Source organism: Serratia sp. CY76391 (assembly GCF_052166695.1).
GTDB classification, from domain to species: Bacteria; Pseudomonadota; Gammaproteobacteria; order Enterobacterales; family Enterobacteriaceae; genus Serratia; species Serratia nematodiphila.
Map to the genome: position 1 here is coordinate 332,208 of NZ_JBJNOJ010000007.1, position 15,163 is coordinate 347,370.

The 15,163-nt window shown below is 60.7% G+C and carries 15 protein-coding genes; 6 read left to right on the forward strand and 9 right to left on the reverse strand.

Translation table 11 applies throughout. The features are described 5' to 3' along the window. Positions 1-39: 39 nt before the first annotated feature. Together ACJ8PN_RS14885 and ACJ8PN_RS14890 are read right to left on the reverse strand one after the other, a co-directional pair. The gene (locus ACJ8PN_RS14885) at positions 40-729 is read right to left on the reverse strand and encodes an LrgB family protein (protein WP_004936833.1); all 690 of its coding nucleotides are present in this window, start codon (positions 727-729) and stop codon (positions 40-42) included. Further along, positions 722-1,144 carry a CidA/LrgA family protein gene (locus tag ACJ8PN_RS14890; RefSeq protein ID WP_004936830.1) on the reverse strand — a complete coding sequence of 141 codons (423 nt, stop codon included), beginning with the start codon at positions 1,142-1,144 and terminating at the stop codon, positions 722-724. Before ACJ8PN_RS14890 ends, ACJ8PN_RS14885 begins: the two co-directional genes overlap by 8 nt. 139 nt (positions 1,145-1,283) lie before the next feature. On the opposite strand from ACJ8PN_RS14890, the gene ACJ8PN_RS14895 reads away from it, so the two are divergent. Then, positions 1,284-2,171: a LysR family transcriptional regulator gene (locus tag ACJ8PN_RS14895; RefSeq protein ID WP_004936826.1), complete on the forward strand. Its 888-nt coding sequence runs from the start codon at positions 1,284-1,286 to the stop codon at positions 2,169-2,171. A gap of 73 nt (positions 2,172-2,244) precedes the next feature. On the opposite strand, the gene ACJ8PN_RS14900 is transcribed toward ACJ8PN_RS14895, so the two are convergent. The 5 genes from ACJ8PN_RS14900 to ACJ8PN_RS14920 all read right to left on the reverse strand — a co-directional run bounded on the left by ACJ8PN_RS14900 (position 2,245) and on the right by ACJ8PN_RS14920 (position 7,350). After that, positions 2,245-3,894 carry a Na+/H+ antiporter gene (locus tag ACJ8PN_RS14900; protein WP_004936822.1) on the reverse strand — a complete coding sequence of 550 codons (1,650 nt, stop codon included), beginning with the start codon at positions 3,892-3,894 and terminating at the stop codon, positions 2,245-2,247. 197 nt (positions 3,895-4,091) lie between these two features. Beyond that, positions 4,092-5,453, reverse strand: coding sequence for an NCS2 family permease (locus ACJ8PN_RS14905; RefSeq protein ID WP_004936819.1), 1,362 nt, complete (start codon positions 5,451-5,453; stop codon positions 4,092-4,094). 333 nt (positions 5,454-5,786) lie between these two features. Beyond that, a complete protein-coding gene (locus ACJ8PN_RS14910; protein WP_015379207.1) occupies positions 5,787-6,194 on the reverse strand; it encodes a VOC family protein in 408 nt (135 codons plus the stop codon). Between the two features lie 47 nt (positions 6,195-6,241). Beyond that, the gene (locus ACJ8PN_RS14915; RefSeq protein ID WP_004936814.1) at positions 6,242-6,910 is read right to left on the reverse strand and encodes a glutathione S-transferase family protein; all 669 of its coding nucleotides are present in this window, start codon (positions 6,908-6,910) and stop codon (positions 6,242-6,244) included. Next, on the reverse strand, positions 6,907-7,350 hold the full coding sequence (locus ACJ8PN_RS14920) for a lipocalin-like domain-containing protein (protein WP_351109512.1): 444 nt from the start codon (positions 7,348-7,350) through the stop codon (positions 6,907-6,909). Before ACJ8PN_RS14920 ends, ACJ8PN_RS14915 begins: the two co-directional genes overlap by 4 nt. A gap of 195 nt (positions 7,351-7,545) precedes the next feature. On the opposite strand from ACJ8PN_RS14920, the gene bhsA reads away from it, so the two are divergent. Next, the gene (bhsA, locus tag ACJ8PN_RS14925) at positions 7,546-7,806 is read left to right on the forward strand and encodes a multiple stress resistance protein BhsA (RefSeq protein WP_004936809.1); all 261 of its coding nucleotides are present in this window, start codon (positions 7,546-7,548) and stop codon (positions 7,804-7,806) included. A gap of 55 nt (positions 7,807-7,861) precedes the next feature. On the opposite strand, the gene ACJ8PN_RS14930 is transcribed toward bhsA, so the two are convergent. Beyond that, positions 7,862-8,779, reverse strand: a complete 918-nt coding sequence (locus ACJ8PN_RS14930) for a LysR family transcriptional regulator (protein WP_033631981.1) — start codon at positions 8,777-8,779, stop codon at positions 7,862-7,864. A 127-nt stretch (positions 8,780-8,906) separates the two neighbouring features. Here ACJ8PN_RS14930 and ACJ8PN_RS14935 point away from each other — a divergent pair, with 127 nt between their 5' ends. The 3 genes from ACJ8PN_RS14935 to ACJ8PN_RS14945 all read left to right on the forward strand — a co-directional run bounded on the left by ACJ8PN_RS14935 (position 8,907) and on the right by ACJ8PN_RS14945 (position 11,277). Continuing rightward, complete coding sequence (locus tag ACJ8PN_RS14935) at positions 8,907-9,656, forward strand: 3-oxoacyl-ACP reductase family protein (RefSeq protein WP_004936803.1); 750 nt, start codon at positions 8,907-8,909, stop codon at positions 9,654-9,656. Between the two features lie 232 nt (positions 9,657-9,888). Beyond that, positions 9,889-10,101 (forward strand): DUF1471 domain-containing protein, encoded by a 213-nt coding sequence (locus tag ACJ8PN_RS14940; RefSeq protein ID WP_004936800.1) that lies wholly within the window; start codon positions 9,889-9,891, stop codon positions 10,099-10,101. A 219-nt stretch (positions 10,102-10,320) separates the two neighbouring features. After that, positions 10,321-11,277, forward strand: a complete 957-nt coding sequence (locus tag ACJ8PN_RS14945) for a cyclase family protein (RefSeq protein ID WP_442535030.1) — start codon at positions 10,321-10,323, stop codon at positions 11,275-11,277. Positions 11,278-11,362: 85 nt separating this feature from the next. Here ACJ8PN_RS14945 and ssb1 read toward each other — a convergent pair whose 3' ends face one another. After that, positions 11,363-11,893 (reverse strand): single-stranded DNA-binding protein SSB1, encoded by a 531-nt coding sequence (gene ssb1 / locus ACJ8PN_RS14950; RefSeq protein ID WP_004936793.1) that lies wholly within the window; start codon positions 11,891-11,893, stop codon positions 11,363-11,365. Positions 11,894-12,170: 277 nt separating this feature from the next. On the opposite strand from ssb1, the gene uvrA reads away from it, so the two are divergent. Beyond that, positions 12,171-14,999 carry an excinuclease ABC subunit UvrA gene (gene uvrA, locus ACJ8PN_RS14955; RefSeq protein WP_171454835.1) on the forward strand — a complete coding sequence of 943 codons (2,829 nt, stop codon included), beginning with the start codon at positions 12,171-12,173 and terminating at the stop codon, positions 14,997-14,999. Positions 15,000-15,163 lie beyond the last annotated feature (164 nt).

The window sequence follows — 15,163 nt, forward strand, 5'->3', positions numbered from 1 at the left end:
CTCTACGGTCTGCGGCGCAGTTCGCCGCAGACCGCCTCCTTACCACATCAGCCGGCCGATCAGTGGCGCGGCCACCACCGTGATAATGCCGGCCAACATCATCACCAGGCTCGACACTACGCCCTCCTGCGGCCCCAGTTCATAGGCGCGGGCGGTGCCGGCGCCGTGCGACGATGCGCCAAATCCGGCCCCTTTCGCCAGGCGGCTGCGTACAGCCAGCCGCAAAAACAGAATGTCGCCCACCGCCATGCCGAACACCCCGGTGATCACCACGAACAATGCCACCAGGTCCGGCTGCCCGCCCATCTGCTTGGCGGCCTCCAGCGCGAACGGCGTGGTGATCGACCGCACCGCCAGGCTGCGCTGCACCTCTTCCGGCAGCGTCAGCAGGCGCGCCAGCCACACCGAGCTGTACACCGCTACCAGCACCGCGGTCGTTACCCCGGCGGTCAGCGACAGCCAGTGGCGACGGATGATATGCAGGTTCTCGTACACCGGCACCGCGAAGGCGATGGTCGCCGGCCCCAGCAGCCACAGCAGCCAGTGGGTTTCACCGATGTAGTCCTGATAGGAGATGTGGGTGACCACCAGCAGCAACACCAGAATCATCGGCGTCAGCACCAGCGGCATCAGCAGCAACGTGCGACGGCGGCGATAGAGTTTCTTGTTGGCGAAATAGAGCGCCAGCGTCGCCAGAAAACAGGCCAGGCTAAGGATGAAATCATTCATGGCGCTGCTTCCGCCGCTGCAGCCAAATCTCCAGCCGATACACCCTGTCCACCACCAGCCCGGTGGCGCCCAGCGTCAGCATGGTGCTGACCGCGATCACCAGAAAGATCTTCCAGCCTTCGACCATCAGCAGCTGGGCATAGTTGACCACCGCCACCACCGCCGGCACGAAAAACAGCAGCATTTCCGCCAGCAGCCAGCGGGAGCCGGCCTTGACCCAACTCAGCGGCAGAATGCGCAGCAGGATCAGCGCCAGCAGCATCAGCATGCCGACGATATTAGCGGGGAGCGGCAGGTGGAATTGTTGCACCAGACGATCGGCGATCAGGAACAGCGCCGCATACAACGCCACCTGGATCGGCACCTGCAAACGGGTCAGCAGGGAGGGGGCAACGCGGCGTAACGCCAGAGACATGAAAGATGACCTCAAACAATAATTGACGGCCTACAGTATACGCAGCCGGGAAACCACGCCTGAAATGAATTAAAATTATCGTCATCATGCCGTCCGGGAATAGTTTCCCGCCGGTAGCGTCCCCAAGGAGAACCCTAACGTGGATGTCCGCACCCTGCGCTACTTCGTTGAAGTGGTGCGCCAGCAAAGCTTCACCCGCGCGGCGGAAAAACTGTTCGTCACCCAGCCCACCATCAGCAAAATGCTGCGGCATCTGGAGGAAGAGCTGGAATGCACGCTGCTGATCCGCGAAGGCCGCAAGCTGCGCCTGACCGACAGCGGCCAGGCGGTGTACCAGCGCGGCCTGACGATCCTCGACGAGTTCCGCCAGTTGGAGGCGGAGCTGGAAGACATCAGCTCGGTGAAAAAGGGCGTGCTGCGGCTGGGCATTCCGCCGATGGTCGGCAGGCAGATCGCCGATCTGATCCGCCGCTTTCGCCAGACCTACCCCGGCATCGAATTGAAGATTTCCGAGCTGGGCGGGCTGTCGGTCGAACAGGCGGTGATGTCCGGCGAACTGGATCTGGCGATGACGGTGCTGCCCTTCGATTCGGCGCAGCCGCTGACCTTTCTGCCGCTGCTGGGCCATCCGATGTGCGTGGTGGCGCCGCGCACGCCGCAGTGGCTCAACCGCACCAGCATCAATATCGCCGAATTGGCCGACAGCCCGATCCTGATTTATAACGAAGACTTTGCGCTGTACAAGATGCTGATGAAGGCGTTTCGCCTGGCCGGCTTTGAACCGCAAATCGCGGTGCGCAGCGGCCAATGGGACTTTCTCGCCTCGATGGTGCAGGCCGGCGTGGGCATCGCCATGCTGCCGGAGCCGGTTTGCCGCTGGCTGGACAAGGAAAACCTGGTCTGGCTGCCGCTGGAGCCGCGCATGGAGTGGAAAATCGGCCTGATCTGGCGCCAGGGCAGCTACCTGTCGCACAGCGCGCAGGCCTGGATCGCCTGCTGCCGCGACTACTGGCCGCCGCTCAAGTAACCAAAAAAAGGGCCGCACAGGCGGCCCTTCAGAACAGAAATAAAGAGGAAAACGTTTATTCCTCTTCTGAGATTTACCCTTCGCGTTCGATCAGCAGCGCTTCGAGCAGGTCGAGATCGTGCAGCAGTTTTTGCAGCGTCTCGTTGCTGATTTTCTGCGTGGCGCGCAGGTGATACAGCTCGCCGCGCTCGGCGCGCAGCGCCGTCAGGCGGAAACGCCGCTCGAGGTTTTCCATCGCCAGCGCATTCTCGATATCGTCTTTCGACGCAATGCGCCGCCGCAGCATGCCCGTCACCCGCGAGCTGACCTCTTTCAACACCTGCGGATCGAGGTTTTCTTCGGTATCGGCAACCAGGCGCTCTTCCATTTTATTCACGCTCTCAATCGCCACTTCGGCCGCCATGGCGATCGCCATGCGCTCTTCCTGCTTGCTGGCGCTCTTGTCGGTGACCTGCACGCCGCGCAGCAGCAGCGGCAACGCCAGCACGCCGACGATCAACGACAGCAGGATCACCCCGGCGGCGATAAACACCAGCTGATAGCGCGCCGGGAAGGCGGTGCCGTCGCTCAGCAACAGCGGTATCGACAGCACACCGGCCAGGGTAATCGCCCCGCGCACCCCGGCGAACGACGCCACCCACAGCTCACGCGTGCTGTAATCGCCGAACTGCAGCGGACGCTTTTTCATAAAGCGGTTGCTGGCCTTCTTCATCACCCACAGCCAGGTGAAACGCAGCACCAACAGCGCGGCGTAGATGGTGGCCACGTCGGCGAACAGGTACCAGGTCTGGATGGTCGGATCCAGCTCCGCCTGCAGGATGGAGGTTTCAAGAATGCCCGGCAGCTGCAGGCCCAACATGATGAACACCATGCCGTTAAACACGAATTCCAGCATCGCCCACACGCTGTTGGCGCGCAGGCGCATCGCCAGCGGCGCGTTGCGGATCACGCCGGACTGGCTGATGGTCATCCCCGCCGCCACCGCCGCCAAAATGCCGGAAACGCCGATATGTTCGGCAATCAGGTAGGACGCGAACGGCAGCAGCAGCAGGAACACGATCTGGGTCGCCGGATCGTCGCCGCTCCAGCGGCTCATCACCCGCAGCGATTTACTGTAGGTCCAGGTGACCGCCACGCCGGCCAGCAGGCCGCCGATCGCCACTTTGAGGAATTCAAGGGTCGCGCCGCCCACGGTGAACACCATGGTGCCCATCGCCACCGCGATGGCGAACTTGAGCGACACCAGGCCGGAGGCGTCGTTCATCAGCGCCTCGCCCTCGAGCACGCCCATGATCGGCTTGGGGATCCGCCCTTTGCCGACGATGCCGGACAGCGCCACGGCATCCGTCGGCGACAGCACCGCCGCCAGAGCGAAGGCCGCCACCAGCGGAATGCCCGGCACCATGGCGTAGATCAGATAACCGACGCCGACCACGGTGATCAGCACCAGCACCAGCGCCAGGCCGAGAATTTCCCGCCCGTGATGCAGGAATTCGCGCGTCGGCGTTTTCCAGCCGTCGGCAAACAGCAGTGGCGGGATGAACAGCACCAGGAACAGTTCGGGATCAAAATCGACGTGCAGCCCGAAATGCGGCCAGGCCAGCAGGGCCCCGATGGCGATTTGCATCAGCGGCAGCGGCACCTGGAACGGCAACATGCGCGTCACCACCCCGGACAGGGAGACCACCAGGATCAAAATGAGGATTGTAAAAAAGATTTCCATGCTTTCCTTAGACTCTACGATTCAGACGACATCGGCTCAGGGCCTGCGTTGGTCACGATAGTAGATCACTTTTTTTACAGCCGTTAAAGCTTGTTGTGCCTTTCAAAACGCGGTGCAGAGCAGAAGAAGACTTATCTTAAGAAGGGAATTGCCGTAACAGGCTCCCCCGCCCGGCGGGCGAGGGAAACCCAAGCGGCTTAAATCGCCCAGCCGCCGGCGTAGAACGCCACCAGCGCCACGGCGATCAGCACGGTGCCGATGTTCAGCTTGCGCCATTCTCCGGAGAAGATGCGGCCGATGACCAGGGAGCTGAAGCCCAGCATGATGCCGGTGACGATGTTGCAGGTCAGCACGATGAACACGGCGCACAGCAGGCCGGCCATCGCGTCGACGAAGTCGTTGAAGTCCAGCTTGGTGACATTGCTCAGCATCAGCAGGCCGACGTACATCAGCGCCGGCGCGGTGGCGTAAACCGGCACCAGATAGGCCAGCGGCGACAGGAACAGGATCAGCAGGAACAGAATGCCAACCACGGTGGCGGTCAGGCCGGTCTTGCCGCCCGCGGCGGTGCCGGCGGCGGACTCGATGTAAACCGCAGCGGGCGCGGCGCCCACCAGGCCGGAGAAGATGCTGCTCAGGGAATCCGAGGTCAGCGCCTTGCCGCCGTTGATGATCTGGCCGTCTTTATCCAGCAGGTTGGCCTGCCCGGCCACCGCGCGGATGGTGCCGGTGGCGTCGAACACCGCGGTCATCACCAGCGCCAGCACGCTCGGCAACACCACCGGCTGCAATGCGCCCATGATATCCAGGCTGAAGATCAACGATTTGCCGTCAGCGTCCGCCAGGCTCGGCATGGCGAACAGCCCCTGGTATTTCACCGCCGGGTCGAAGATCAGGCCGATGATGGAAATGGCGATGATCACCAGCAAAATGCCGCCGGGCACGCGCAGTTTCTCCAGGCCGAAGATCACCGCCAGGCCGACCAGCGTCATGACGACCGGGAAAGAGGTGAACGCACCGAGCGCCACCGGCAAGCCATCCAGCGGGTTCTTCACCACCAGGCCGACGCCGTTGGCGGCGATCAGCAGCAGAAACAGCCCGATGCCGATGCCGGTGCCGTGCGCCACGCCCATCGGCAGGTTGCGCAGGATCCAGGCGCGGATGCCGGTGACCGAGATAATGGTAAACAGCACGCCCATCAGGAACACCGCGCCCAGCGCCACCGGAATGCTGATGTGCTGGCCCAGCACCAGGCTGAAGGCGGTAAAGGCGGTCAACGAGATCGCACAGCCGATGGCCATCGGCAGGTTAGCCCACAGCCCCATCAACAGCGACCCCAGCCCGGCCACCAGGCAGGTGGAGACAAACACCGCCGCCGGCGGGAAACCCGCTTTGCCCAGCATGCTCGGCACCACGATCACCGAGTACACCATCGCCAGGAAGGTGGTCAGCCCCGCCACCACCTCCTGACGCACGCTGCTGCCGCGCGCGGAAATTTTAAAATAGCCATCAAGCCCGCCGGTTGGTTTTGCGGCGTGGTTCGCTTGAGAGTTCGACATAGGTTACTTCCCCTGTGTTTCATGAATCGGCCCGTCACAGCAGGCCTGTAATCTCGCCCGCGCCCGATCGCCACGTAATCGTTTACGTCACGTTCCGCATCCCTGCCCTTATGCCACACCGCCAACGGCGATGCGCACCCAGGCAAACGTTTAACTCACAGCGCGCGGTACGGGTGATTTATGGTGGTTTATTCAAGGCAAACGATTATCCTGCCTTCCCTAGCGTCTAATCAACTAAAGATCGCGGCAATTTATGCAGAAAACGGCGGGAATGGCTTTTGCGCGAAAAGACGGGGCGATCCGGCGCCCCTGCCGACCTGCTTCACGGCGAGCTTATTGCGCCTGCACCGCCGCGGGATCCATATACATCAATTCCCAGATATGGCCGTCCAGGTCCTGAAATCCGTGGCCGTACATCACGCCATAGTCCCGCGGCGGATGATAGGTATTGCCGCCGCCGGCGATCGCCTTGCGCACCAGTTCGTCCACCGCCGCCCGGCTGGGTTGCGACAGGCACACCAACACTTCGGTGGCCTGTTTGGCGTCGCCGATCGGGTTCGGGGTAAACATCCTGAATTTGTCGTGGGTCAGCAGCATCACGTAAATCGTGTCGCTGACCACCATGCAGGCGGCGGTATCGTCGGTAAATTGCGGGTTGAAGCTGAAGCCAAGCTGGGTAAAAAACGCCATTGAGGCGGGCAGATCGCGTACGGGCAGATTGACGAAGATTTGCGTAGCCATGGGCTACCTCCGATGAAGAATGACCCCATCGAGTATAGCCCATCCGCCTAACTCAGCAGGTCGTAAGGGCCGCCCTGCTCCAATGCCCGCTGGTAGGCGGGCCGGGCGTGAATGCGCTGCAGGAAGCCGCGCAGTTTCGGGCAATCATCCAACGCGCCGCGCGCCGCCATCGCCTCCAGCGGGAAGCTCATCTGTATGTCCGCCGCGCTGAAATCGTTGCCGACGAACCAGCTGCCCTTGTTCAGGTGCTGTTCGAGGAATTCGCAGTGCGGCGCGATCTGCTTGTCGAGGTATTCCCGCTGCACGCCTTTGCCGATCGCGCCGGCCACCGGCCGCAGCAGCCAGGGGATCGGCGGCTGGCCGAGACGGCTGAACACCAGCTTCATCACCAACAGCGGCATCAGCGATCCTTCGGCGTAGTGCAGCCAGTAGCGGTATTGCTGACGCGCGTGGAAGTCGGTTGGCATAAACATGCCCTGTGCGTCGTAGGCTTCCTGCAAGTATTCGATAATGGCACCGGATTCCGCCAGCGTCAGATCGCCATCGACGATCACCGGCGATTTGCCCAGCGGGTGGATCTTTTTCAGCGCCGGCGGCGCCAGCATGGTGTTGGGATCGCGCTCGTAGCGTTGCACCTGATAGGGCACGCCCAGCTCTTCCAGAAACCACAGAATGCGCTGCGACCGCGAGTGATTGAGATGATGAACGATGATCATGACGACGCTCCTGTCCGCTGCCACACCAGTTCGCCAACCTGCACGCCGTTGCCGAGCTGCAGCGGCACCGTGCGCAACGTCAGCCGATTGGCGTTAAAGGCGTAAAAACGCACCTGACGGCTGCCTATCCAATTGGGGAACGAGCAGCCTTCAACCTGATGCACCACCCGTTGCTCGCTTTCTTCCACCTGATAACGGCCGAAGTAGCAAATCATATTGATGAAGGCGGTATGGATCTCCCGCTCGGATCCCTGCGCCAAATCGTCGGCGACAAAACGCGGCCGCACGGCGCTGTATAGCTGCGCCGCCATCGTGCCGTTGGCCTCATAGTGGATGCGCCCCAACACCTGCTCGCCCAGCGGGTAATTCAGCTCGCCGTTCTGATTTTTGAACGCCGACGACACCAACGCCCAACTGCCGATAAACGCATTCATCGTCATGACGTTTCTCCGGTTAAGGATCGTCTGTAAAGGGTAGTGGCGATTTTTGCCCCGCGCCAGCGGATGAAAAACAATCAATTTATTTGACAGAGATACTCAAAACTCTCCGATTTTTTATTCACATCCGGTGCACTAGTATTTAACACATCGAGAGACAACGGGCTCTCACCTAACAAACACTCTGAGGAACGCATCATGAAAAACGTCAAAATTTTTGCTACCGCTGCGCTGCTGGCTACCGCTTCTTTCGCTACCTTCGCCGCTGACCTGCCTTCCAGCCAACCTGCTGCAGACGCCCAGAAGATCGGCGTCGTCACCGTGAGCGGCGCCGCTAACCTGAGCGCGCTGGAAAGCGAACTGGCCAGCAAAGCCGCCGCGTCGGGCGCCAGCGCCTACCGCATCGTCGCCGCCGGTGGTCAGAACAAACTGTACGGCACCGCAGAAATCTTCAACTGATCGTCGGACAGCCAACCGACGGAAGAAAGAAGCCCCGCAAGGGGCTTTTCTCGTTTTAGCGGGCGTCAAAGCGCGCCGCCAACTTCTGCAGGCGGAACTGTTCGGTGATGAAATCGACGAACACCCGGGTTTTGGTCGGTAAGAATTTGGTGGTGGGAAAATAGAGATACACGCTGCCGCGATCGACATACCAGCCCGGCAGAACCCGCATCAGACGGCCGCTTTCCAGATAAGGCGCCGCATTCGGCATGCCGATCAGCGCGATGCCCAATCCCATTTCCGCCGCCCGCGCCGCCGCTTCCGGTTCATTGACGGTCATGCTGACCGTCATCCCCGGCGCACGCTGCTCATTCTGGGCATTTCGCAGCGGCTGGTGGCGAATGCGCCCGGTCTGCGGCGAACGGATGAAAATCCCGGCGTGTTGCGCCAGTTGCTCCGGCTCCGTCAACGGCGGCCGCTGCCGCAAGTATTCTGCCGAAGCGACCAATACGCCATGCGCAGGCGCCAGCTCGCGAGCAATCATCCCCTGCGCCAACTCGATGCCGCCGCCCAGCGCAGCGTCAAAGTTCTCACCGATCAGATCCACCTGGCGATTGTCGAAATGCCAGTCCGGTACAATCGCCGGGTACTGCGTCAAAAACATCGGCAGCATCGGCAACACGAAGTGCAGGCCGAAGGCGGTGCCCATGCTGACCTTCAAGCCGCCGGCCGCCGCGCCGCCGCCGCTGCTCAACCCCTTCAATGCACACTGGATCGATTGCAACCCGCCGCTCACCTCACTGAGAAAACGCTCGCCTGCTTCGGTGAGGATCAACTTGCGGGTATTGCGTTGAAACAGCCGCACGCCGACCACCGCCTCCAGCCGGGTGACATTCTTGCTTACCGCCGCCGGGCTGAGGCCCAGCTTGCGGCCGGCGGCGGAGAAACTGCCGTTTTCCGCGCTGCTGACGAAGCACTCCAGATGTCCCAGCATGCTTTTTCCTTATGGATTTTAAACTAATGGTTTTAACTGATTATAGCTCTTTGTGGCTAGTGGCCGTGCAAGCGATCTCCGATACTGAATGCCGACACTTTACCCTCATCCACTCTGGAGAAATAACATGACCACAGCACTCCCACTGCAAGGCAAAGTCGCATTCGTTCAGGGCGGTTCCCGCGGCATCGGCGCCGCCATCGTTAAACGCTTGGCGAGCGAGGGCGCCGCCGTCGCCTTTACCTACGCCGCCTCGGCCGATCGCGCCGAAGCGGTGGCGAGCGCCGTTACCGCCGCCGGCGGCAAAGCCCTCGCCATCAAGGCCGACAGCGCCGATGCTGCGGCGCTGCAGCAGGCGGTTCGCCAGGCGGTGAGTCACTTCGGCAACCTGGATATTCTGGTGAACAACGCCGGGGTATTTACGCTGGGCGGCACCGAGGAACTGGCGCTGGACGACCTGGATCGCATGCTGGCGGTCAACGTACGCAGCGTATTCGTCGCCAGCCAGGAGGCGGCGCGCCACATGAACGACGGCGGCCGTATCATCCACATCGGCAGCACCAACGCCGAGCGCGTGCCGTTCGGCGGCGCGGCGGTGTACGCGATGAGCAAATCGGCGCTGGTCGGGTTGACCAAGGGCATGGCGCGCGATCTCGGCCCACGCGGCATCACCGTCAATAACGTGCAGCCCGGCCCGGTGGACACCGAAATGAACCCGGACGCCGGCGAGTTCGCCGATCAGCTCAAGCAGCTGATGGCGATCGGCCGTTACGGCAAAGATGAAGAAATCGCCGGTTTCGTCGCCTACCTGGCGGGCCCGCAGGCGGGTTATATCACCGGCGCCAGTCTGAGCATCGACGGCGGCTTCTCGGCGTAGCGCTCAAAGCCCCGCAAGGGGCTTTTTTTCATTCGTTCCCCGACGACCGCTTCTCACCTCGCACGGCATATTCGGCCTTGAAAGACAATAATAGAATTAGTTTATGCGCAAAAATGGAATAGTTTATTGACGATTCTGTTATTTATTCACCAGGCCGACGTCTTTATCCTTCGCTCCATCGTGTCGTACCGGACACCCTTATTTTTCGAACCTTCGAACACAGGATAAAGATATGAAAACCATGACCACCGTTATTTCACTTGCTCTGTTTTCCATGCTGTCGTTTAACGCCGCGGCAGAAAGCGTGACCGCAACCGGCAGAACACTGGATTCCACCGAAGCCCTCATCGCTAAAAAAGCGCAAGAAGCCGGCGCAAGCGGCTACAAAATTACCAGCGCCTACATGGGCAATTTCGTCACCATGAGTGCAGAACTGAAAAAATAATGCCTTTAGCGATAACGCCGTGCATACGGCGTTATTCATTACCGCATGATTAAGGAAATCATCGCCGGGCGCCTTTTTAAAAATTACGCTGGCGTACCCAGTACACAGAAAAAATGAGCCCTTCCCTCACCGGTTATTATTCGGCGGCCTCACGCCGCCAATTTCCGGAGGCTCACTTTCATTCGCCCTGCAATACTCCGTTATAAGGATGAGTCACTGATGAAATCATTGTATCGCCTCTCCCTCTTGCTGCCCTTGCTGGCCGCAGTGCCCGCGCACGCCGCAGAATCCGCTGTGCAGTCGTCAGACTGGTATCCTTCCGTTTACGGCGCAAAAGACGAAATCGGCGCGGCCAACCTGCTCACGCCAGAGGTCGTATTACAGTCCGTGCAGTTGGTAAAACAAGGCAAGACATTGCCATTGGCGATGCCCGTCGATAAAGATTTCCCGGCGTTCCGCCACCGCAGCTTCCGCTTATATAATATTCAGCCTGGTCAGCAGGACGGTAAAACGCTTGGCCCAAATAAATTCACCTTTAATGATGAATTGGTGAATGCCTGGACCGGCGTCGGCACTCAGTTGAATGGCATTGGCCATATCGGCATCGACAATGTTTATTATAACGGCAATAAGGCGGCGGATTTCGTCACCGTAGATGGCGTGAAAAAATTGGGCGTGGAAAAAGTGCCGCCCATGGTCACACGCGGCGTCGTACTCGATATGACGGCGTATTATAATAAAGCGATCGTTCCGGGCGGCACCGAATTTTCCGTTGCGGATATTCAAGCGGTGCTTAAAAAGCAGGGCATCAGTTTACGCAAAGGCGACGTTGTCTTGTTCAACACCGGCTGGCTGGAGCTGATTGGCAAAGACAATAAAAAGTTCCTGGAAGTTGAACCGGGTATCGGCATGGAAGCGGCGAAATGGTTGGCCGACCAAGGCATCGTGGCCTTCGGCGGTGATACCTGGGCCTCCGAAGTTTACCCTAACCCGAAAAATGACGAAGAGTTCCCGGTCAACCAGTACCTGCTGGCCAAACGCGGCGTCTATAATCTGGAGCTGATCGACAGCCGCCCGCTGGTACGCACGAAAACCTGGGAATTCCTGTTCGTACTGGGGCAACCGCTGTATGTCGGTTCAACCCAGGTCAATATCAACCCGGTAGCAATTTACTGATTGGCGACACCGCCGCAGAAAATCAGCGGCTAACGAACACAAAAAACCCCGCCTGAGCGGGGTTTTTTTAGCGCTGTTGCCAGGCTTAGAACGGAATATCGTCGTCGAAATCCATTGGTGGTTCGTTGCTGGTCGCCGGTGCGCTGTTCTGCGCCGGGCGAGACTGCTGCTGGCCGCCGCTGAACTGGTTGCCGCCCTGTGGCTGCTGAGGTTGGCCCCAACCGCCCTGGCCGCCGGCAGATTGACCGGCCGGTGCGCCGCCGCCCTGACGGCCGCCCAGCATCTGCATGGTGCCGCCGACGTTAACCACGATCTCGGTGGTGTAGCGATCCTGGCCGCTCTGATCTTGCCATTTACGGGTCTGCAGGGAGCCTTCGATGTAGACCTGAGAGCCTTTACGCAGGTATTCACCCGCCACTTCGGCCAGTTTGCCGAACAGCACAACGCGGTGCCACTCGGTCTTCTCTTTCTGTTCGCCGGTCGCCTTGTCACGCCAGCTTTCGGAGGTCGCCAGGGTAATGTTGGCCACTGCGCCGCCGTTCGGCATGTAACGGACTTCTGGATCCTGACCCAGATTCCCGACCAGAATTACTTTGTTTACGCCTCTGCTGGCCATGAGCACTTCTCCCGATGATTGATTTCTACACAGTATAAACGCGTCAGTTTACCACGCTGAGTACGAAACCACACCCGTGTTGATAAGTGCGAATTGCATTCCAGAATTGTCTTTTCGATCGGCCTTGTTGCATTCGCATACTGGATATTCATTCAGGTTTTTTTGTGTCATAATTATGCGTTTCGACCAGGCTGTGCCGGTTTTTTGCGAGATCCATCACAAAATCCCCCGCAAAAATCGCGACAGGCGCGGTGTATCATCAAGACGGGAAGTGTAAATGGACAATATCGAAGTTCGTGGTGCTCGAACCCATAATCTGAAAAACATCAACCTGATCATCCCGCGTGACAAACTGATCGTCGTCACCGGCCTGTCCGGTTCCGGCAAGTCTTCGCTGGCTTTCGATACGCTGTATGCCGAAGGGCAGCGGCGCTATGTCGAATCACTCTCTGCCTATGCGCGCCAGTTCCTGTCGCTGATGGAAAAACCGGACGTCGATCATATCGAAGGCCTGTCGCCGGCGATCTCCATCGAGCAGAAATCCACCTCGCACAACCCGCGCTCCACGGTCGGCACCATTACCGAGATCCACGACTACCTGCGCCTGCTGTTCGCCCGCGTCGGCGAGCCGCGCTGCCCGGATCACCATGTGCCGCTGGCGGCGCAGACCGTCAGCCAGATGGTCGACAACGTGCTGAGCCAGCCGGAAGGCAAGCGCCTGATGCTGCTGGCGCCGGTGGTGAAAGACCGCAAGGGCGAGCACACCAAAACGCTGGAAAACCTGGCCGCCCAGGGCTATATCCGCGCGCGCATCGACGGCGAAGTGTGCGATCTGTCCGATCCGCCGAAGCTGGAGCTGCAGAAGAAACACACCATCGAAGTGGTGGTCGACCGTTTCAAGGTGCGCGACGACATGGCGCAGCGCCTGGCCGAATCGTTCGAAACCGCGCTGGAACTGTCCGGCGGCACCGCAGTGGTGGCGGATATGGACGACGAAAAAGCGGACGAGCTGCTGTTCTCCGCCAACTTCGCCTGCCCGATCTGCGGCTATAGCATGCGCGAGCTGGAACCGCGCCTGTTTTCCTTCAACAACCCGGCCGGCGCCTGCCCGACCTGCGACGGCCTGGGCGTGCAGCAGTTCTTCGATCCGGATCGCGTGGTGCAGAACCCCGAGCTGTCGCTGGCCGGCGGCGCGATCCGCGGCTGGGATCGCCGCAACTTCTATTACTTCCAGATGCTGCGCTCGCTGGCGGAGCACTATGAGTTCGACGTCGAAGCGCCATTCAACACCCTGAGCGCCAACGTGCAGAAGGCGGTGCTGAGCGGCTCCGGCAAAGAGTCGATCGAGTTCAAATACATCAACGATCGCGGTGACACCACCGTGCGCCGCCATCCGTTCGAAGGCGTGCTGCACAACATGGAGCGCCGCTATAAAGAGACCGAGTCCAGCGCGGTGCGCGAAGAGCTGGCGAAGTTCATCAGCAACCGCCCTTGCGCCTCGTGCCACGGCACTCGCCTGCGTGAAGAAGCGCGCAACGTGTTTGTCGAAGACACCACGCTGCCGGAGATCTCCGATCTGAGCATCGGCCATGCGATGACCTTCTTCCAGAACATGAAGCTCAGCGGCCAGCGCGCCAAAATCGCCGAGAAAGTGCTGAAAGAGATCGGCGACCGCCTGAAATTCCTGGTGAACGTCGGCCTGAACTACCTGTCACTGTCTCGCTCGGCGGAGACGCTCTCCGGTGGCGAAGCGCAGCGAATCCGTTTGGCCAGCCAGATCGGCGCCGGCCTGGTGGGCGTGATGTACGTGCTGGATGAGCCGTCGATCGGCCTGCACCAGCGCGACAACGAGCGCCTGCTGGAAACGCTGATCCACCTGCGCAACCTCGGCAACACGGTGATCGTGGTGGAGCATGACGAAGACGCCATCCGCGCCGCCGATCACGTGATCGACATCGGCCCCGGCGCCGGCGTGCACGGCGGCCAGGTGGTGGCGGAAGGCACCGTCGACGACATCATGGCGCAGCCGGAGTCGCTGACCGGCCAGTTCCTCAGCGGCAAGCGCGAGATCGCCATTCCGGCGCAGCGCGTGCAGGCCGATCCGACCAAGGTGCTGAAGCTGAGCGGCGCGCGCGGCAACAACCTGAAAGACGTGACGCTGACGCTGCCGGTCGGTCTGTTTACCTGCATCACCGGCGTGTCCGGCTCCGGCAAATCAACGCTGATCAACGATACGCTGTTCCCGATCGCCCAGCGCCAGCTCAACGGCGCCACCATCGCCGAACCGGCGCCGTTCCGCGAAGTGACCGGCCTGGAGCATTTCGACAAGGTGATCGACATCGATCAGAGCCCGATCGGCCGCACACCGCGCTCCAACCCGGCCACCTATACCGGCATCTTCACCCCGGTGCGCGAGCTGTTCGCCGGCGTGCCGGAATCGCGCAGCCGCGGTTACACGCCGGGCCGCTTCAGCTTCAACGTCAAGGGCGGACGCTGTGAAGCCTGTCAGGGCGACGGGGTGATTAAGGTCGAGATGCACTTCCTGCCGGACATCTACGTGCCGTGCGACCAGTGCAAGGGCAAGCGTTATAACCGCGAAACGCTGGAAGTGAAGTACAAGGGCAAGAGCATCCACGAAGTGCTGGAGATGACCATCGAAGAAGCGCGCGATTTCTTCGACGCGGTGCCGGCGCTGGCGCGCAAGCTGCAGACCCTGATGGATGTCGGCCTGTCCTACATCCGCCTCGGCCAGTCGGCCACCACGCTCTCCGGCGGTGAAGCGCAGCGCGTCAAGCTGGCGCGCGAACTGTCGAAGCGCGGCACCGGCCAAACGCTGTATATCCTCGACGAACCGACCACCGGTCTGCACTTCGCCGATATCCAACAGCTGTTGGCGGTGCTGCATCAGCTGCGCGATCAGGGCAACACCATCGTGGTCATCGAGCATAACCTGGACGTGATCAAAACCGCCGACTGGATCGTCGATCTGGGGCCGGAAGGCGGCAGCGGCGGCGGCGAGATCCTGGTCGCCGGCACGCCGGAAACGGTCGCCGAGTGTGAAAAATCGCACACTGCACGCTTCCTGAAGCCGCTGTTGAACCAGTAATGTCGCCGGCGTGCGGGCCGTCGCTCAGGCGATCCGCACGCTGCCCCGTTTCCCCGCAATCGAACAGAAACAGGCAAGATTTCGACATTTTCAGGCATTTCCCTCCGCGCTCACCGCTTCTATCATCAATGTTCCCTCGGCGGCCGTCCTGTCTGATTCAGGCC